20 protein-coding genes and 1 pseudogene are annotated in these 18,548 nt (G+C 69.7%); 15 read left to right on the forward strand and 6 right to left on the reverse strand.

Annotation, left to right across the window (positions count from 1 at the left end):
• Positions 1-8: 8 nt before the first annotated feature.
• Positions 9-905 carry an MIP/aquaporin family protein gene (locus tag ABT009_RS39225; protein ID WP_351306094.1) on the reverse strand — a complete coding sequence of 299 codons (897 nt, stop codon included), beginning with the start codon at positions 903-905 and terminating at the stop codon, positions 9-11.
• 347 nt (positions 906-1,252) lie between these two features.
• Between ABT009_RS39225 and ABT009_RS39230 the strand changes: the two genes are divergently transcribed.
• Both ABT009_RS39230 and ABT009_RS39235 read left to right on the forward strand, forming a co-directional pair.
• The gene (locus ABT009_RS39230; protein WP_351306166.1) at positions 1,253-2,401 is read left to right on the forward strand and encodes a glutathione-independent formaldehyde dehydrogenase; all 1,149 of its coding nucleotides are present in this window, start codon (positions 1,253-1,255) and stop codon (positions 2,399-2,401) included.
• Positions 2,402-2,439: 38 nt separating this feature from the next.
• Positions 2,440-3,465, forward strand: a complete 1,026-nt coding sequence (locus ABT009_RS39235) for an SAM-dependent methyltransferase (protein WP_351306096.1) — start codon at positions 2,440-2,442, stop codon at positions 3,463-3,465.
• Positions 3,466-3,516: 51 nt separating this feature from the next.
• Here ABT009_RS39235 and ABT009_RS39240 read toward each other — a convergent pair whose 3' ends face one another.
• Entirely contained in the window at positions 3,517-3,768 is a 252-nt protein-coding gene (locus ABT009_RS39240) for a hypothetical protein (RefSeq protein ID WP_351306098.1), read from the reverse strand.
• A 161-nt stretch (positions 3,769-3,929) separates the two neighbouring features.
• On the opposite strand from ABT009_RS39240, the gene ABT009_RS39245 reads away from it, so the two are divergent.
• A complete protein-coding gene (locus ABT009_RS39245) occupies positions 3,930-4,445 on the forward strand; it encodes a DUF4396 domain-containing protein (protein ID WP_351306100.1) in 516 nt (171 codons plus the stop codon).
• Here the strand turns inward: ABT009_RS39245 and ABT009_RS39250 are convergent, their stop codons facing one another.
• Positions 4,446-5,459, reverse strand: coding sequence for a LacI family DNA-binding transcriptional regulator (locus ABT009_RS39250; RefSeq protein WP_351306102.1), 1,014 nt, complete (start codon positions 5,457-5,459; stop codon positions 4,446-4,448). It lies immediately after the preceding gene.
• A gap of 132 nt (positions 5,460-5,591) precedes the next feature.
• Between ABT009_RS39250 and ABT009_RS39255 the strand changes: the two genes are divergently transcribed.
• From ABT009_RS39255 to ABT009_RS39275, 5 genes and pseudogenes are all read left to right on the forward strand, one after another.
• A complete protein-coding gene (locus ABT009_RS39255) occupies positions 5,592-6,746 on the forward strand; it encodes a Gfo/Idh/MocA family protein (RefSeq protein WP_351306104.1) in 1,155 nt (384 codons plus the stop codon).
• A gap of 124 nt (positions 6,747-6,870) precedes the next feature.
• Positions 6,871-7,293 carry an Hsp20/alpha crystallin family protein gene (locus ABT009_RS39260; RefSeq protein WP_351306106.1) on the forward strand — a complete coding sequence of 141 codons (423 nt, stop codon included), beginning with the start codon at positions 6,871-6,873 and terminating at the stop codon, positions 7,291-7,293.
• Positions 7,294-7,545: 252 nt separating this feature from the next.
• A pseudogene (locus ABT009_RS39265) lies at positions 7,546-7,758 on the forward strand (NAD(P)-dependent dehydrogenase); the annotation flags it as partial.
• A 138-nt stretch (positions 7,759-7,896) separates the two neighbouring features.
• Positions 7,897-8,124 (forward strand): DUF5133 domain-containing protein, encoded by a 228-nt coding sequence (locus tag ABT009_RS39270; protein WP_351306108.1) that lies wholly within the window; start codon positions 7,897-7,899, stop codon positions 8,122-8,124.
• Positions 8,125-8,284: 160 nt separating this feature from the next.
• Positions 8,285-9,583, forward strand: coding sequence for a hypothetical protein (locus ABT009_RS39275; protein ID WP_351306110.1), 1,299 nt, complete (start codon positions 8,285-8,287; stop codon positions 9,581-9,583).
• A 28-nt stretch (positions 9,584-9,611) separates the two neighbouring features.
• Here the strand turns inward: ABT009_RS39275 and ABT009_RS39280 are convergent, their stop codons facing one another.
• Complete coding sequence (locus tag ABT009_RS39280; protein WP_351306112.1) at positions 9,612-10,832, reverse strand: cysteine desulfurase-like protein; 1,221 nt, start codon at positions 10,830-10,832, stop codon at positions 9,612-9,614.
• Positions 10,833-11,123: 291 nt separating this feature from the next.
• Between ABT009_RS39280 and ABT009_RS39285 the strand changes: the two genes are divergently transcribed.
• The 3 genes from ABT009_RS39285 to ABT009_RS39295 all read left to right on the forward strand — a co-directional run bounded on the left by ABT009_RS39285 (position 11,124) and on the right by ABT009_RS39295 (position 12,109).
• The gene (locus ABT009_RS39285) at positions 11,124-11,396 is read left to right on the forward strand and encodes a DUF1876 domain-containing protein (protein ID WP_351306114.1); all 273 of its coding nucleotides are present in this window, start codon (positions 11,124-11,126) and stop codon (positions 11,394-11,396) included.
• 175 nt (positions 11,397-11,571) lie between these two features.
• Complete coding sequence (locus tag ABT009_RS39290; RefSeq protein WP_351306116.1) at positions 11,572-11,976, forward strand: hypothetical protein; 405 nt, start codon at positions 11,572-11,574, stop codon at positions 11,974-11,976.
• Between the two features lie 10 nt (positions 11,977-11,986).
• On the forward strand, positions 11,987-12,109 hold the full coding sequence (locus ABT009_RS39295; protein WP_351306118.1) for a hypothetical protein: 123 nt from the start codon (positions 11,987-11,989) through the stop codon (positions 12,107-12,109).
• Positions 12,110-12,159: 50 nt separating this feature from the next.
• Here the strand turns inward: ABT009_RS39295 and ABT009_RS39300 are convergent, their stop codons facing one another.
• The gene (locus ABT009_RS39300; protein ID WP_351306120.1) at positions 12,160-13,206 is read right to left on the reverse strand and encodes a LacI family DNA-binding transcriptional regulator; all 1,047 of its coding nucleotides are present in this window, start codon (positions 13,204-13,206) and stop codon (positions 12,160-12,162) included.
• A 114-nt stretch (positions 13,207-13,320) separates the two neighbouring features.
• On the opposite strand from ABT009_RS39300, the gene ABT009_RS39305 reads away from it, so the two are divergent.
• The 4 genes from ABT009_RS39305 to ABT009_RS39320 all read left to right on the forward strand — a co-directional run bounded on the left by ABT009_RS39305 (position 13,321) and on the right by ABT009_RS39320 (position 17,175).
• Entirely contained in the window at positions 13,321-14,499 is a 1,179-nt protein-coding gene (locus ABT009_RS39305; RefSeq protein ID WP_351306122.1) for a phytanoyl-CoA dioxygenase family protein, read from the forward strand.
• Between the two features lie 17 nt (positions 14,500-14,516).
• Complete coding sequence (locus ABT009_RS39310) at positions 14,517-15,293, forward strand: SDR family oxidoreductase (protein WP_351306124.1); 777 nt, start codon at positions 14,517-14,519, stop codon at positions 15,291-15,293.
• Positions 15,294-15,387: 94 nt separating this feature from the next.
• Entirely contained in the window at positions 15,388-16,392 is a 1,005-nt protein-coding gene (locus ABT009_RS39315) for a Gfo/Idh/MocA family protein (protein ID WP_351306126.1), read from the forward strand.
• Positions 16,393-16,689: 297 nt separating this feature from the next.
• A complete protein-coding gene (locus ABT009_RS39320) occupies positions 16,690-17,175 on the forward strand; it encodes a GNAT family N-acetyltransferase (RefSeq protein WP_351306128.1) in 486 nt (161 codons plus the stop codon).
• Between the two features lie 63 nt (positions 17,176-17,238).
• Here the strand turns inward: ABT009_RS39320 and ABT009_RS39325 are convergent, their stop codons facing one another.
• Entirely contained in the window at positions 17,239-18,192 is a 954-nt protein-coding gene (locus ABT009_RS39325) for a hypothetical protein (RefSeq protein WP_351306130.1), read from the reverse strand.
• Positions 18,193-18,548: the final 356 nt, after the last annotated feature.

The following is an 18,548-nucleotide window of genomic DNA, read 5'->3' on the forward strand; positions in this document are numbered from 1 at the left end:
CCGACCGCTCAGGCCTCGGGGCCGGGGACGCGTCCGGTGGGCTGCCCTCCGCTGCCCTCGGGTGCTTCGGGGGGCGGCACGCGGCCCGGAGGCATTTCCTCCTCGGCCGGCAGGAAGCGGCCGACGAAGGCCTTGTAGAACCAGGCGCCGATCAGGCCTCCGATCAGAGGTGCGACGATCGGCACCCACCAATACAAGACGTGGTATTGATCTCGCCACGCTAGTCCGTACCCGGTCATGTAGCTGGCGAGGCGTGGCCCGAAGTCACGCGCCGGGTTGATGGCGTACCCCGCCAGGGTGCCCCACGCCATGCCGATGGCCACCACGATGAGGCCGATGATGAACGGAGCCATGTTCGCCTTCGGGGCGCTGTTCAGCAGATCCGTCACGGCGAAGACCAGCAGCACCAGGATGGCCGTGCCGATGATCTGGTCACGGAACGCTCCCCAGGTACCGACCGGCAGATTCGTGTTGCCGTTGGCCGGCAGGGTGGAGAACACGATCTGGGTCTTGAAGGTGTGGCCGGGGTCGGCTTTCGCCAGCGCCTCGGTGTAGTTCCACCGCACGATCAGGGCCGCGATGAAGGCGCCCGCAGTCTGGGCGACCATGTACGGCGCGACCTTCTTCCACGGGAACCCCTTGAAGGCCGCAAGGGCCAGCGTCACGGCCGGGTTGATGTGGGCACCACTGAGCCGCGCAGCGACGTACACACCCAGAGTGACGCCCAGACCCCATCCCCAGGCGATGCTGTCGTGATCACCCAGCCCGCCGGGCGGACTGGTGAGGGCCCCGCCGGCCACCACCTGGGCGACCACACCGCAGCCGAAGAGGATGAGGACCATCGTGCCGGCGAACTCCGATGCGAGCTCGCCCACAAGTCCCGAGTTCTGCGAATTCTCAGCCATGGGACCCGCTTCCCGCCGGCCATGGGACCGACTTGCTGCGTGTCAGAAAGATCCCGTTTATCACCATAAGTTCGCGGGGGCTGATCCGCATCATTCTCAGTGACTGGTGTGCACCATGGGGTGCCTGATGCGGGAGCCCTGCGCGCCGGGGCGTCCACCGCGCAAGCTTGCGAACGTCGCCGAACGGGCGTTACCTGGAGGTATCCGGCGGTGGGGCACGTGCCACACCCGGGGCCACGGCCTAGACCGACGGCCCTCGCCGGCCGGCGTCGCACGCTGCCTGTCCCGTGGCCGCGGTACTGTCCGTCGCCGCCGGTCCCCAAGCGTTCGGCGCGGAGGTGACCGAGGTGAAAGCAGTCGTCTACGAGGAGCCCTTCAAGGTAGCGATAAAGGATGTCGAGGACCCTCGCATCCAGCACCCCAACGATGTGCTCGTGCGTGTCACGTCGTCCGCGATCTGCGGATCGGATCTGCATATGTATGAAGGCCGCACTGCGGCCGAATCCGGCATCGTCTTCGGCCACGAGAACCTCGGCATCGTCGAGGAGACCGGCCAAGGCGTGACCTCCCTGTCCAAGGGAGACCGCGTGGTCATGCCGTTCAACGTGGCATGCGGATTCTGTAAGAACTGTCTGGCCGAATACACCGGATTCTGCCTGACGGTCAACCCCGGGTTCGCCGGCGGCGCTTATGGATACGTCGCGATGGGCCCGTACACCGGTGGCCAGGCCGAACGGCTGCGGGTACCGTTCGCCGACTTCAACTGCCTCAAGCTGCCGCCGGGCGAACAGTTCGAGACCGACTTCGTGCTGCTGGCCGACATCTTCCCGACCGGCTACCACGGATGCGAGCTCGCCCAGGTATCCCCGGGTGAGAGCGTGGCCGTGTACGGAGCCGGCCCGGTGGGCCTGATGGCCGCCTACTCCGCGCTGCTGCGCGGTGCTGCCAAGGTGTTCTCCGTCGACCGGGTGCCCGAGCGACTCGCCAAGGCAAAGGAGATCGGGGCCATTCCGATCGACTTCACCAAGGGCAACCCGGCGGAGCAGATCAAGGAGCAGACCCAGGGCGAAGGAACCGACAAGGGCGTGGACGCCGTGGGCTACCAGGCTCAGGCCCATGACGCCAGCCACGAGGAGCCGGCGATCGTACTCAACACGCTCGTCGAGACGGTACGGCCGACCGGAATGCTCGGAGTGCCGGGCCTGTACGTACCGTCCGACCCCGGCGGGCCGGACGAGCACGCCAAGCACGGCCAGCTGCTGGTCTCTATCGGCAGGATGTTCGAGAAGGGCCAGCGCATGGGCACCGGTCAGTGCAACGTCAAGCGGTACAACCGCCAGCTGCGCGACCTGATCATCGCCGGCAGGGCCAAGCCGAGCTTCGTGGTCTCCCATGAACTCCCGCTGGCAGACGCGCCCAAGGCATACGAGAAGTTCGACAAGCGAATCGAGGGTTACACCAAGGTAGTGCTGCACCCGGCACTCGCCGCAGCATGAGAAACCGGTCCGGGCGCGACAGCGCCCGGACCTCACACATGCATCGAAACAGTTTCCGTCAATTGCCAGGTGAGGTGACGGCGTTGCCCAGATCGAAGAGAGCCACTGCCTACAAAGGCACCTCACCTGAAGCCATCCGTCATCATTACGATTTCCTGGGCGACTTCTACAAACTGTTCCTTGGTCCCGAGCTCGTCTACTCCTACGGAATGTGGCAGCCCGGCGACACGCTCGAATCCGCCCAGTTGCGCAAGCTCGACCACCACGCCGAGGCCGCCCGTGCCACAGGCGCGGAGCGTGTCCTCGACGTGGGCTGCGGATGGGGCAGCCTCCTGCACCGGCTGGTGGACGAGCACGACGTCAAGCACGCGGTGGGACTCACCATGAGTCCGGGGCAGGCCGCCTGGATACGCAACCAGGGCTGGCCGCACTGCGAGGTCCGGGTCGAGAACTGGTTCGACCACACGCCGGACGCGCCCTACGACGCCATCATCGCCATCGAGGCGCTCGAGCACTTCGCGGGCAGCGCCATGCGACGGTCACAGCGGATCGCCCGCTACCGCCTGTTCTTCGAGCACTGCCACTCCTGGCTGCGGCCGGGCGGACGGCTGTCGCTACAGACCAACGCCTGGGGCGACCGCAGTTGGCTCGCATCCCTCCTGCTGCCCGCTCACGAGCGGACGTCGGCCGACGCGAACGGCAGACCGCCGAAACACCTCAGCCCCAAGAGCGTCTACCAGGACATCCATGAAACCGTCACCAATATACGAGAGGGACTCCACGCCTCCCGGACCGTCTTCCCTGAGACCTTCCTCCCCACCCTCTCCGAACTCATCACAGCCGCTCTACCGTTGTTCACGGTCCAGCAGATCCGCAACGACCCGGAAGACGGTGTGCTGACCATTCAGAACTGGCTGGAACGGGCCCAGGCCAACCAGGCCCGAGGTGCTGAGCTCATCGGAGAAAAGGCTGTCACGGACATCATCAGGGAACAGCGCATAGGGCTGAAATTCCTTCGCGAACAGCGTTACACCGTACTGCGCATGGTTTTTGAAAAGGCGTGAACTTGCGCGAAGGCCGGTCCTCACACGAGTGAGGACCGGCCTGACTTCCCGTCAGAGTCCCGGACCGGTACACGTCGAGTGATACCGGATGGCCGTACGCGTGCTCCAGGCGCACGCTCTCGTCGCCGACCTCGAAGGCCCCTCGTCGAAGCGCAGGCCCGGGCGCCCGAGTTCCGCGAACGCGGCGAGCATCGCACGGTCCAGAGGCCTGTTCTGGAGTTCGGTGCTGAGAAGCCTGGCGTAGTCGACGGCGACGGTGTCGTAGAACGCCCGGGTGGAGTGCAGGTGCGAGGTCTCGGTCATGGACGAGGACAGTAGCCCGGGGCGACGACAGGCCAAGGCCGGTCGCCCCGGAGCGGGCCACAATCCCCTCTCCCTACAGGAATACCCCCAGGGGGTATATCGTTGGCTCAGCACACGGGCTTCCGCATGGCCCACACTGGATCAGGGACAGGGAGAGCGTCATGGATCACCCGACTCACGCGAGCGCCCCCGCCCACGCCGGGCACCACGCCCACGGCGATCACGACGAGCACATGCCCGGTGGCGCGTCCTGGAGCACCGCGGCGAAGGCCACCCTGCACTGTCTGACCGGCTGCGCCATCGGCGAGATCCTCGGCATGGTCATCGGCACCGCCCTGGCGTGGAGCAATGCGCCGACCATGGTTCTGGCCATCGCCCTGGCGTTCGTCTTCGGCTACTCCTTCACTCTCTTCGCGGTGGTACGGGCCGGCCTGAGCCTCAGGACCGCCGTCAAGGTCGCCCTCGCCGCCGACACGGTCTCGATCGCCGTCATGGAACTCGTCGACAACGGCATCATCGCCCTGGTCCCGGGTGCGATGGACGCCCATCTGTCCGACGGGCTGTTCTGGACCACGCTGATCGGCGGATTCGCCGTGGCCTTCGTGGTCACCACACCGGTGAACAAGTGGATGATCGGCCGCGGCAAGGGACACGCCGTCGTCCACGCCTACCACTGATCACGAGGCGCCCCTCACACGCGGCGGCCCCGTCGTGCCGCGGACCTCGAGGACCGGTGCGGTCAGGACGACTTCGCCGGGACGGGCCGGCTCGGCGATCCGGTCGAGGAGGCACTGCGCGGCACGGCGGCCGACGTCGTGGCTGGCGTTGTCCACGGTGGTGAGCCACAGATGCCGCAGGCGCGAGAGATAGGTGTTGTCGTAGCCGACGAGGGAGAGGTCGCGAGGCACCTGGAGGCCGAGTTCCTCGGCTGCCGACAGGGCGCCGACACACGCGATGTCGTTGAACGCGAAGACGGCCGTGGGCCGTTCCCCCGCGCTGAGCAGCCGGACCGTGGCCCGGTAGCCGCCCTCCTCCGTCAGGTCGCCCTGCTCCACGATCCCCGTCCGCGCCAGACCGTGCTCACGCATGACCGCCTCGAAGCCCCGGCGCCGCAGCTCCCCGACCACCCCCTGACCTGCGATGTGGGCGATACGCCGGTGCCCGAGGCCGATGAGGTGCTCGGTCGCCAGGCGGGCGCCGTGCTCGTCGTCGCCCGCGACGATGTCCACGCGGGGCAGCACCGGCTCGCGGGCACCGGCGACCACGGTGGGAACCTGCCCGGCCGCCGTGCGCAGTGCCGCGGATGGCGGGAGCGTACCGACGGCGATCAGCCCGTCGACCCGTAGATGCGTGAAGGTCCGGGTGAGGTCGTCGCCGAGGCGCCGGTTGAGGTGGCCGTCGGCGAGCAGCATGTGCAGACCGGAGTCGTGCAGCCGGGAGTTCAGGCCGTCGAGCAGCTCCACGAACCAGGGGTTGCGCATGTCGTTGAGGAGCACGCCAACGGTGCGGGTGCGCCGTTCGCTGAGGCTGCGCGCGGCCGCGTTGGGCCGGTAGCCCAGCTCCTCCACGGCGGCCAGAACGGCCTGCCGCTTCTCAGGGCGCACCTGGTCGGAGCCCCGCAGCACAAGAGAGACCAGTGATTTCGACACTCCGGCTCGCTCGGCGACGTCACGGATTGTCGGTGCTCTCATGGTGTGGACCGTTCCATACGGTGAGCTGGGTTGTCAAAGGAGTTGACAGGTGCTGAAACGGCATTCAGTCTGAGCCGGGACATTCATGGACCGGTCCAAAAAAACCGTCTCCAACAGAGGCAAGGGACAGTCATGGTGAGTACGCTCGGCGTCGCCGTCGTGGGTTTCGGCTGGATGGGGCGGGTGCACACCCAGGCGTACGCGCGGGTCCTGCACCACTTCCCGCACCTTGCCGTACGCCCGGAACTGGTCACCGTCGTCGAGGAGGTGCCAGGCCGGGCCGAGGAGGCCGCGGCGCAGTTCGGGTTCGCCGGCACGGCGCGGGACTGGCGCGAGGTGGCCGCCGATCCCCGGGTGCGCGCGGTAAGCATCACCGCCCCCAACTTCCTGCACCGCGACATCGGCGTCGCCATGGCGGAGGCCGGCAAGCACATCTGGATCGAGAAGCCGGTCGGGCTTACGGCCGAGGACGCCCGCGCCGTGGCCGGCGCCGTCGGCAAGGCCGGCGTCCAGGGCGCCGTCGGCTTCAACTACCGCAATGCGCCCGCCGTCGAGGCCGCCCGCGAACTGATCGCCTCCGGCGAGATCGGCACGGTCACCCACGCCCGCATCCGACTGTTCAGCGACTACGCCGCCCACCCCGAGGGCGCATTGACCTGGCGGTACGAGCGCGAGCGCGGCGGCAGCGGGGTCCTCGGCGATCTCGCCTCGCACGGCGTGGACCTGGCCCGTTTCCTGCTCGGCGACATCGAGGCGCTGACCGCCGACACTGCCGTCTTCGTGCCCGAACGGGCCCGCCCCACCGGCGCCACGGCGGGCCACACCCGCGCGGCGGGCGGCGAGATGGGCCCGGTGGAGAACGAGGACTACGTCTCCTGCCTGCTGCGCTTCGCCTCCGGCGCACGCGGTGTCCTGGAGGCCTGCCGGGTCTCGGTCGGTGAGCAGAACAACTACGGCTTCGAGATCCATGGCACCAAGGGAGCTGTCTTCTGGGACTTCCGGCGCATGGGCGAACTCGGCGTCAGCCGCGGTACGACGTACCAGGACCAGCCCGTCAGCACCGTCTACGTCGGCCCCGGCCACGGCGAGTACGCCGCCTTCCAGCCGGGCGCGGCGAACAGCATGGGCTACGACGACCTGAAGGTCATCGAGGCCCACCGCTTCCTCCGCTCCATCGCCGAGGGAACGCCCTACGGCGCGACCCTCGCCGATGCCGTCCACAGCGCCGCCGCACTGGACGCCATGACCCGCTCCGCCGGGAACGGAACCTGGGAGACCCTGGCCTGACCAGCGGACTTTGGCTGTCTTCGGCTCATCGTGAGCCCAGGCTTGTCACCTTTTCTCCTCCGAGCTATATAGGTGTGCGTAAGGGCATCGCAGACCCATTGCCGTACGAGAGGAGATGACCGTGATGCTCATGCGTACCGACCCGTTCCGGGAGCTGGACCGCCTCACCCAGCAGGTATTCGGGACCGTCGCACGGCCGGCGGCCATGCCGATGGACGCCTACCGCTCCGGCGACGACTTCGTGGTCCACTTCGACCTTCCCGGCATCGACCCCGAGTCGATCGACCTCGACGTCGAGCGGAACGTCCTGACCGTCCACGCCGAGCGCCGCTCCCCGGCCCCCGAGGATGCCGAGATGATCGCGGCCGAGCGACCGACGGGCTCCTTCAGCCGTCAGCTGTTCCTCGGCGAAAGCCTCGACACCGAGCGCATCGACGCCTCGTACGACGTGGGCGTCCTGACCCTGCGCATCCCGGTAGCCGAGCAGGCCAAGCCCCGCAAGATCCAGATCACCGGAGGCAGTGCACCGAAGCAGATCAGCGGCTGAGCCACGGGGCGAGGGCCACAGGAACGGGCCGCCTGGTTCCCCCGGTCCGTCCGAGTGGCCCTCGCCCCCTCGACGACGCTCGGCTCACGCTGCCCTCCGCGGCTGCTCGTTGCCCCTTGCCGTTAGTGCCGCAGGGCCCGGGGGTACCCGGTCTTCCCCGGCCGGACCGGGGGACACCGGTTCTCCACTCCTCCCCCGCTCCGCCCGAGACACCGCGGTGAGGGGACGACGGTCATGAGCGACGCACAGTAGGAGAACCCCGTCGAGAAGTACCCCAAGCCGGAGTTTCCGCAGCAGGACCAGCCGCACCCCGGACTGACGGAGCGTATGGCTCCGCGGCCCGATCACGGCGAGGAGTCGTACCGGGGCAGCGGGCGGCTGGAGGGGCGCCGCACGATCATCACCGGCGGTGACTCGGGGATAGGGCGAGCCGTGGCACTGGCCTTCGCCCGCGAGGGTGCCGACACTGCAAGATGTCCCTGCCGCACATCCCCGAGGGCGGCGCCAACGGTGAGGTGCGCCGGGCCCGCGGCATGACGGCGCCTCTTCCGGGTAGCCGACCACGTGCCCAAGCGATGGACCCGTCGTGGAAGGAGATCGACCTTGCTGATGGCCCACCCCGTGGTGCTGCGGAAACTCATCACACAGTACGAGGCACTTCACCTGCTGCACGCCGAACAGGGCAGTCCGGAGGCACAGCAGCGGATGGACGACATCGCCTACACGCTGTGCGTGGCCACCGGCACGCGCGACGTCGACGCCGCGCTCATCGCCGCCCGCTACCGGCTGCCCGGCGCCCGGGTCGAGGACGACTCCCTGATCAGCGCCTGACGTTCGGTGGCTGCGTACGTTGTCGTACGCAGTCTGCCGACGGCGCCGCCCCGCATCGGGCGGGCCCTGCGCGCCGCCGCGTCCGGACGGGGGCCATGCCCTGTGCGCGGACATCACCGGCACCCTGTCGGACCAGGGCGTTCCGGCCGATACTTCGCGGGTGACCACGCCCTCTGATGCCGTGCCGCTGCCGCCGGGTGAAGTCCCGGCCGCCCCCGACTGGTTCAGCAAGGATGCCGCCCGCTGGTGCGCCGCGGCCCCGCCCCGGTGGACCCGGCTCGGGCTGCAGGCCCTGGTTCTGGCCGTCGCGCTGATCGGCGGCCTGATCGCCATCGGTTTCGCCGAGCCGGTTCCGGTGTGCTCGGAACGCGATCCGTGCGGAACCGATTGGGAGTTGCTGCCGTTCGCGGCCGCTCTGGTGCTTCTGCCCGGCGCGGTGCTGTGGCTGCCGAGCGTGGCGCGTGTGCTACTGCCGTTCGGGCTCGTCCTGCCGGTGGCGGCGTTGGTCGCCCCCTCACGGCTGTCCGCGGCCGAGGTGGCCGGTGGCGCGGTCATGGCGCTGGGGCTCGTGGTGGCCTGGTGTGCGGTGCATATGCGGCTGCGTGCCCGTGGCCGCCAGCGTGCGCTGCACGAGGAGGCCACCGCCGGCCACCGGGCGCCGCTACCGCGCCAAGTTCCGCGTTTCCGGGGCGGGTTGGTACGGATCACGACCGGAGCCGTGTTACTCCTGGCCGGCGGCTTGTTCGTGCTGTGGGGTGCGGTCGCCCAGTCCGATTCGGACGCCCGTGGCGCACGAGCCGAGGCCGTCCAGGCTGTGGTCCTCGGATACGCGGAAGGGGGCGACGGTGATCCCGATGTGCGCGTCGAGTTCCTCGAAGGTCCGTACGCCGGTGAGACCCGCACCGTCGGCTCGGGGTACGCGGACAGCTACCCGGTGGCCCGTACCGTGACCGTCCTGGTGGACGGGACATGGCTCAGGCTGCGCGCGGAGCCGTACGACGCGATGCCGCAGCAGCTGGCGGCCGCGCTCTTTCTGGCGCCGGGCGCCGCACTGATCGGCCGCGGGCTCCTCCTCAACCGGCGGGCCCGCGCACTGCGTTCGGGTCTCCAGCCGGTGCTTCGCGTAGCGGTGTGGCCCTCGACGGGGGAACAGGCGGTCGAGCTGTATCCGGTGAACGCGGCGGACGCCGGTGACGTGCGGGCCCGGGCTCTGCGCAGGCACGACCAGACGGTGGTGATCCGGGAGGCCGAACCGGAGGACGACCTCGCCGACTGGGAGTTGGGAGTGCACGAGCTCGATGACGATGACGATGACGATGACGAAGAAGAGTACGAGGACGAGTACTTCGCCGGTGTCCTCTACGGGCCGTTCCACGAGGACGCCGCCCCCGCTCTCCTCACGGGTCTTCCGCGCGGGGGCGTGGTCCTCGTCGTGCTCGACGATGTCGTCGCCGGTTGAGCCGGCGTTTCCAGCAGGCCAGGTTGCTTCAGGAGCGCAGGAAGTCCGAAAGGCCCGCGAGCAGCCTCTCGACGTCCTCCGCGTCGTTGTAGGGGGCGAGGCCGACGCGCAGGCCGCCGGTGTCTCCCAGGCCGAGCCGGCGGGACGCCTCGATCGCGTAGAAGGAGCCGGACGGGGCATGGACGCCGCGCTGTGCCAGGTGGCGGTAGGCGTCCGTGGTGCTGTGGCCGTCGATGGTCAGGAGCAGGGTGGGGGTGCGCTCGGCTGCCCGGGAGTGGATCGTGATCTGCTCGAAGGCGGACAGTCCCTTTTCGATCTGCGTGCGCAGGGTGTCCTCGTGCTCCTCGATCGCTGCGAAGGCGGACGCGAGGCGCTCACGGCGGCTCCCCGCCGTGTTCGGGCCGAGTCCGGCGAGGAAGTCGACGGCTGCGCGGGTGCCCGCAAGGAACTCGTACGGCAGGGTGCCGAGCTCGAAGCGTTCCGGGACCGCGTTCGTCGACGGCAGCAGCTTGTCCGGGTGCAGGGTCTCGAGGAGCGCGGGCCGGGCCGCGAGGACGCCGAGGTGGGGGCCGAGGAACTTGTACGGGGAGCAGGAGAAGAAGTCCGCGCCGAGCTGCTCGATGTCGACGAGTGTGTGCGCGGTGTAGTGGACGCCGTCTACGTAGAGCAGAGCCCCGGTCTGGTGCACCAGGCGGGAGATCTCGGCGATCGCGGGGCGGGTGCCGATCAGGTTGGATGCGGCGGTGACCGCGACGAGACGGGTGCGGTCGGAGAGGACGGCGCGGATGTCGTCGGGGGTCAGTTCGCCGGTCGCGGGATCGAAGTCCGCCCACCGGACCGTGGCGCCCGCCTGTGCCGCGGCCTGGATCCACGGGCGGATGTTGGAGTCGTGGTCCAGGCGCGTGACGACCACCTCGTCGCCCGGCGACCATGTCTTGGCCAGGGTCCGGGAGAAGTCGTAGGCGAGTTGTGTGGCGCTGCGGCCGAAGACGATTCCGGACGGGTCCGCGCCCAGCAGATCCCCCATCGCCTGCCGGGCCTCGACGACGATCGTGTCGGCGTTGCGCTCCCCCGGCGTCCCGTCGCCCCGGTTCGACAGGGGCTGTGCAAGGGCGTTCGTGACGGCTTCGATCACGGGCAGTGGCGTCTGGCTGCCGCCCGGCCCGTCGAAGTGCGCCGTTCCGGCCGCGAGGGCGGGGAACTGGGCGCGGATCGCGGCGATGTCGTATGTGGTGATCTCGTCCGTCACGAGGAACTCCTGTCGGGCCTGGCCAAGTGGGCTCAGGTAGTGCGGTCAGGTCAGGTAGTGCGGTCAAGGCAGCAGTGCGGTCACGGTCAGCTGGTGACGACGGTATCGACACATGTCACGGCTTCCGTCGGCGCATGGCACTCACGGTGCCGCCGCGCGTGCGACCTGGACCCGCGCAGGACCGTCCTACCTGCCCCAGTCGATTCCGCAATCCGATGCACGTCGGCGCACGTCGTGCAAGTGCGGGCGGACAGGCGCACTCTGGAATCAGCGGTTCCGGAGGTGATGGTGATGACGAACAACCCCGTCGGGTGGCATGTCGAGCTGGAATTCGAGGAGGACAGTCAGCACACCCGCGCCGCCGCTCTCGTGCGGCTCCCCGATGGGAGCGAGGTGCGGTCCCGCGGATACGCCAGCCGCCACCCCGCAGACTCGAACCAGCCGAAGGTCGGCGAGGAGGTCGCAGGAGCCAGAGCGCTCAACGACATGGCGACCAAACTGCTGACCAAGGCGCACGACGAGATCGACGACGCGTCGGGCAGGACGTCGCACCCGCTGGCCTGATCTGGCAGCCACGTCCCGACGTCGTCTCGACCCAGTCGGTCGAAGCGTGACGCCCGTCGCCGTGTGGTGGGGCAGCCGGAGGGGTCCGGCTGCCACACCACACGTAGCGGTGCGCCAGAAAGTCCCTTGGGGTGAACGCCTGACAGCGGGGCCCGCGCCGTGAGACCGTCCGCAGGTGACCGACACTGCTGCCGGATCGGCGGTCTCGGGACGACCCGACGACCGCGCCGCGTCCGTTCTGCGCTTCGCCACGGAACTCGTCGCCTGGGTGGCCACGCCCTGGGCCCTGGCCGGCTACTCATGGCTGCTTGCCGCCGTGTCCGTGATGGTCCTCATCGGGCTCCCCACGGTCTTCTCCACCCCGGGGGACAAGGCCCACGTGATCATCGCGGTGCCGGGCTGGGCCACCGTCCTGCTGGTCCTGCTGCAGCTGGCTGCCGCCGTGGTCTCCTCCTGGCTGGCGTGGCCCGCCTGGGCGGCGGCCCTCGTCACCGTGCTCGCGGCCACCACCTGCGTCACGGAGCGCCGACGCTGGCGGTGGCTGACATCCTCGAACCGGCCTCGACCTATCGCCATGTGAGGGAGGGCTCGTGACGCCGACCGGCACCGTCGTGCGTCTGGTCCGCATCGTGCTCGGCCCCGATGTCGTGGGTGCGTATCTGCACGGCTCCGCCGTCCTCGACGGTGAACACGGGCGCGACTCCGCTGGCTGATCATGCGCCCGGCACGCTGCCGTTGCTGGGCGGCTGCGGGACCGCGGTCCTCACCCGGCGAACGGCACGACCGTGCTCCCCGGCGGCATGTTGTACGGCGTCACGACCTGGATCGCCGAGGGCAGGAACGGGCCCTCGTCCGGCAGCGCATGGTGGGCGCGCATGATCGTCTGGCAGGCGCGGCGCATGTCCTGGCGAAGGTCGTGGTGGAGTACGGCGGAGAGGCGCCGCTCGCGCAGAAGCCGGGTGTTGTCGTGGTCGAGATCGTGGGCGACGAAGACGGCGAGCTCGCGGTCCAGGGCCTGGAACGCGTCGAGCGTCGCGGCGTTGCCGCCGCCGATCGAGTAGACGGCGTTGATGGTCTCGTCCCGCTTGAGCGCTTCCAGGACGAGATCGCGCTGGGTCGCGTCCAGCCCGTCGGTGTCGGTGACCACGGCCAGCGACCGTTCGGGGTGGGTACTGCGCATCACGCTGCGGAAGCCCATTTCGCGCTCTTCCTCGTTGCGGAAGGAGCCGTGGCTGATGGTGACGAGGACGGCGCCGGGACGGTCGCCGAGCCACTGTCCGAGGAGATAGGCGGCGGTGGCACCGGCGGCCCGGTTGTCGCTACCGACGTATGCGCTGCGTGCGCTGCTGGGCAGATCGGTCACCAACGTGACCACGGGAATGCCCCCCGCGACGAGCCGGCTGACGGCGGCGGTGACCTCGGGTACGTCGGGGGCCTTGAGGATCACGCCCTGGGAACCGCGCTTGGCGATCCGGTCCAGCGTCGTGATCAGCTCCGACACCGGGCCGGTCTCGCGGAAGTGGAAGCGTGAGCGCATGACGGCCGGGTGCAGAGCGGGGAGTTCGGCCTCCAGGGCATCGCGTACAGCCGTGGAGAACCGTTCCGGTGTCTGCATCACGATGTCGATCAGGAACGTGCGGCCGCCGATGCGTACCTGTGTCCGCTGCCGGTCCAGGTCGGCGATGGCCTGGCGCACCTCCCGCACGGTGCTCTCCCGCACGCCGCCGCGGTCGTTGAGGACGCGGTCGACCGTGGCCGTGCTCAGGCCAGCCTGGCGGGCGATCTCCCTGATCGGATACGGGTGTGCCATGTCTGATTTTCCCCGGTTTCATTTGATGGCTTTTTGATGGATGACTGCGCATTGCGTGATGGGCCCTGGTTCCTAAGACTGGCGGAAAAGGAAGCACTGCGAAAGGACCTGCCGATGCTCTCCGCCGCCACGGGATCGCGGGCTTGGCTGAGCGAGCACGACTGCGACCTCGACGACCTGCGCTTCTTGGTCGGGCAGAGCACCGAGCTACGCGACTACCCGTCCGCCGACGGGATCGAGCAGAACGTCCTGCTGTACGACTCGGCTCATCTACGTGACCTCGCGGCCACGCGGGACGGTCGCCGGTCGGTCCAGGCGGAGCTGGTCCGGGCCCTGCTGGACGGCCCCGGCATCGTCGTCCTCAAGCGCGCGTTCGCGGACACGGACGTTGTGGACCAGGCGACCGCCGCCTTCCATGCGCTGATCGACGAGGAACGCGCGACGGTCGCGGCACGCGGCGATCATTTCGCCAAGCCGGGCGCCAACGACCGCGTCTGGAACGCGCTGGGCAAGATGGCCGTCGGCGCGCCCGAGGTCTTCGCCGACTACTACGCCAACGACGTGCTGGCCCTCATCGCGGAGGCCTGGCTGGGCCCCGGCTACCAGGTGACCTCGCAGATCAACGTGGTCAACCCCGGCGGTGCGGCCCAGAGCGTGCACCGCGACTACCACCTCGGTTTCCTGTCCCAGGAGCAGGCTGCCGCGTATCCGGCGCACGTGCACCACCTCTCGCCCGTGCTGACCCTGCAGGGCGCCGTGGCCCACTGCGACATGCCGGTGGAGTCGGGTCCGACGCTGTATCTGCCGCACTCGCAGAAGTACGAGCCCGGTTATCTGGCGTGGCGGCGGCCGGAGTTCATCGACTACTTCGAGCGGCACCACATCCAGCTGCCCCTGGTGAAGGGCGACGCCGTGTTCTTCAACCCCGCGCTCTTCCACGCGGCGGGACACAACCGGTCCGCGGACATCAGGCGCATGGCGAACCTGCTGCAGATCAACTCCGCTTTCGGGCGCCCCATGGAGACCGTCGACCGCGAGGCCGTGGCGAACGCGCTCTTCCCCGTGCTGCTGGACCGCAAGGCCGAAGGCGCCTCCGACGAGTGGCTGCGCCGCGTGGTCGCCGCCTCCGCCGAGGGCTACCCCTTCCCCACCAACCTGGACCTCGACCCGCCGGTCGACGGTCTGGCCCCGCCGTCGCAGGCGGACACCGTATGGCAGGCGCTCACCGAGGGCTGGAGCCCGGACAGGCTGCGCCAGGAACTGCAGGCCGGCACCCGGCGCCGGCAGAGCTGAAAGGACACCCCGTATCCATGGGACTGCTTGAGGACAAGGTCGTCCTCGTCAACGGCGGCAGCCAGGGCGTCGGCGCCGCGATCGTGCGGGCGACCGCCCGCGAGGGCGCCGACGTCGTCTTCACCGGGCGCCGCGCCGATGTCGGTGAGGCTCTTGTCGCAGAACTGGCCGAGGCGGGGACCAAGGTCTCCTTCGTACGGGCCGACCTGGCCGACCCCGCGCAGGCGCGCGGCAGCGTCGAGCAGGTCGTCGCCGCGCGTGGGCGGATCGACTGCCTGGTCAACGCCGCGGGTCTCACGTCGCGCGGCTCCCTGCTGGAGACCACGCCGGAGCTGTTCGACGCGCACATGGCGATCAACCTGCGGGCGCCGTTCTTCGCGATGCAGGCGGCCGTTGCCGACATGATCGCGCGCAAGGCGCCGGGCACCATCGTCAACATCGGCTCCAACTGCGCGCACGGCGGACCTCCCTTCCTCGCGCCGTACTCCACCGCGAAGGCCGGACTGGCCGGACTGACCCGCAACGCCGCCCACGCGCACCGCTGGGACCGCATCCGGATCAACGGCCTCAACATCGGCTGGACGGAGACCGAGGGCGAGGACGCCATCCAGCGCGAGTTCCACGGCGCCGGCGACGACTGGCGCGAGGAGGCCGCCCGCCGTCTGCCCATGGGCAAGCTCGGACAGCCCGACGAGATCGCCGACTTCGTCGTCTTCCTGCTCTCCGACCGCAGCGGCGTCGTGACCGGCTCCGTCATCGACTGGGACCAGAACGTCCTCGGCGGCCAGGACTGATTCCACCGTCAGCACCCGAAACACCCTAAATCACCAGCCAAGCACCACCGAATCACCCTTGCACCGCCCGACCGGGCTGAAGGAGCAACATCACATGCGTATAGGCATCATGGGCCTCGGCCGGATCGGCGCTTTCCACGCCGAAACCCTGTCCCAGCTCGAGGCGGTGGACTCCCTGGTGGTCACCGACCCGGTGGCCGCGGCGGCCGCCTCGGCCGCCGAGCGCTTCGGGGCCACTCCGGTGGACTCCCCCGAGGCCGTACTGGCCGCCGGAGTCGACGGCGTCGTGATCGCCGCCGCCACGGACGCGCACCCGGAGCTGATCCTCGCCACCGTCAAGGCCGGCATCCCCGTCTTCTGCGAGAAGCCGGTGGCGCGCACTGTGGAGGAGAGCCTCGACGTGCTGCGCGCAGTCGAGGGCAGTGGCGTCGAGGTCCACATCGGCTACAACCGGCGCTTCGACCCCGGATACGTGGCGGCACGGCAGGCCGTGGTCAGCGGCGAACTCGGCCTGCTGCACACCGTGCGATCCACCACCCTGGACCCGGCGCCGCCGCCCGCCGCGTATGTGGCCGTCTCCGGCGGCATCTTCCGCGACTGCAGCGTCCACGACTTCGACATCGTCCGCTGGGTGACGGGCAGGGAGGTCGTCGAGGTGTACGCCACCGGCTCAAATCGCGGCGCCGACTACATCGCCGAGGCCGGGGACGTCGACACCGCCTCCGCGATCCTCACCCTGGACGACGGCACGCTGGCCCTGGTCTCCAACACGCGGCACAACCCGCGCGGTTACGACGCCCGTCTGGAGCTCCACGGCATGAAGGACAGCATCGCCGCGGGTCTCGAGGACAAGTTGCCGCTGCGCTCCGTCGAGCCCGGGGCCACCTTCCCGGCCGACAAGCCGCACCACTTCTTCATGGACCGCTTCGCCGACGCCTACCGCGCCGAACTCACCGCCTTCACCGAGGTGGTCGCGGGTCGCAGGCCGTCCCCGTGCACCGTGGCCGACGCCATCGAGGCGAGCCTGATCGCGGAGGCCTGCACCCTGTCGCTGCGCGAGCACCGTCCCGTGCGCATGGAGGAGGTGCGCCGGGGTTAGCGCCCCCAGCGCATCGGCCTGGCGGCGGCCACTCGGCGTCGTCGGCTCCCTGCCCGAAACAGCGATGGGCTGTCGCGGCAGGGAGCCGGGCGTACCGCCGTGGCCTGCGTCAGGACGACCTGGCCGGTGACGAACTCGGCCCACAGGCCGATCCGCAGCTCGGTGCCGGATGATGCAGCGGACCGCGCGAAGCTGATCGTGACCGCGGCCCTCGGGCGAGCAGCCCGAGAGACGAGTGGTGACCGTCGAGATCACGGAGCGGACCGGATGTCAGTGCCCGGTGCCAGACTTTCCGTCATGAGTGACGATGTGCGGTCAGATCAGGTCGTGGACGTGCGGTTGCGGGATGTCGGGGAAGCCGATCTGCAGCTGTTCTTCGAGTACGAGCACGAGCCGGAGGCGGTACGGCGGTCGAGGTTCACGCCGCGGCCCCGGGAGGCCTTCATGAAGCACTGGGCCACGAGGGTCCTCGGTGATCCCACCGTCTTCGTGCAGACGATCACCGTCGACGGAGAGACGGCGGGCAATGTCGTGGCCTGGTGGGAGCAGGACCGGCGCTTCATCGGCTACTGGCTGGGGCGGCCGTACTGGGGCCGGGGAATCGGCACGGAGGCGCTGACGCTGTTTCTGCAGCGTGAGACGAACCGCCCTCTCCACGCGGACCCCTTCGCGGGGAACACCGGCTCGGTGCGCCTGCTGGAGAAGTGCGGGTTCCGGCGCGCCGAGCCGGTGTGGCACGGCGAGGACGAGCACGTTCTGCTCGTGCTGCACCAGGACGGCTGACCACGCTCTGCGCCCAGCCGCCCCGGCCGGGGTGCCCACATGTGCCCAGCCCCGGTCTTCGGCTCACCGCGTCTCCAGACGCGCGGCCTTGGTGTGGGCGTTCTGGGCGTCGCGGCGCGCCTTCTTGGCGATGCGGCCGACCTCGGCGGCCTCGTGGCGTGCCTCGTCCAGGTCGCTGCGCGCCGCGCGCTGCCGCTCCTGCGCCGCCTTCAGCTCCTCGGACAGCGCGGTCACCCGCTCGTCGTCCTCCCGCAGCAGCTCTTCAGCCTGCTCGCGCCGGGCTTCGGCCTGCCTCAGCTCGTCCTGTCTCAGGCGTGCTTGGTGCTCGGCGCTCTCGGCCTCTTCGCGGGCATGGGCGAGTTTCTGTCGCCGTTCCTCCTCGCGGCGCCGCTCCCTTTCCTCCTTCGCGGTCAGGACCGGAGCGTCCCGGGCAGCAGCGCGGCGGGCGGCGCTGTGGGCGGTGGTGGTCGGTTCGGGAGCAGGGGGTTGCTTGCTGCGCGCCGGCCGGGCTGTGACGGCACTGGCGCTCGCGGCCCCGGCCAAGAACTGCGTCCCGACCGGCGGATGGAGGCTCTTGGCCAGGCGGCCGGAGGCCCATTGCCGCGCGGCCTCCGAATCGGCGAGGACCGCATGCAGGCTCTCCTCGACCTCCCGCTGCACGTCGTCACCGACCGGATGCCCGGTCTTGGCCGCCAGCTGCCGGGCCTGCCGGGCGAGTGCGGCGACCACACCGTGCTGCTGCCGGTTGAGCTCGCGCAGTTGCGGACCGTCGAGCTGTTCGTGGGCCTGGCGCAGTCCTTCGCCGAGCCGGAGTAGCCCGGCCACCTGCTCGGGCTCGGAGCGGACGAGGAGATTGCCGGCCCATGCCGCAAGCGTCGGCCGCCGCAGAGCGCTGATCTGGGCGGCGAGCGCGCGGTCGTTCTCCTTCCGGGCGGCGGCCGCGTACCGGTCGCGGGCGGCGACGAAGTCCTCGGGCGCCAGCCCGTACAGCTCATCCTCGATGCTTTCCAGATCCACGGCTCATCCCAGATCCCGGCTCGTCCCATTGGCTTGCGCCGCGATGCCCGCCTGACAGACACGAGTCTGCCTCTTCACCCGGGTAATTCCTTCATGTGGCTCCCACCCTCCTATGTGACTCCCACCCTCCGGTAAAGCCCATGCCGGCGCGAGCCGTGCCGCAGCTGCCAGGGCCCGGCGCCACGGCGATACCTGCCCACAGTCCGCCCTCGGATCGGGGCCTAAGGGTCGGCGGTGCCGGGAGTGCCTCAGGCCGCGCGGGTGAAGAGGCACTCGACGGCGGCCACCAGCGCGGCGCGGCGGGCGGCGGTGCAGCCGGGTTCCGCCTCGACCAGTTCGCCAGTCCGCTTTCGGCG

This window comes from Streptomyces sp. NPDC002896, from assembly GCF_040295225.1.
Taxonomy (GTDB): domain Bacteria; phylum Actinomycetota; class Actinomycetes; order Streptomycetales; family Streptomycetaceae; genus Streptomyces.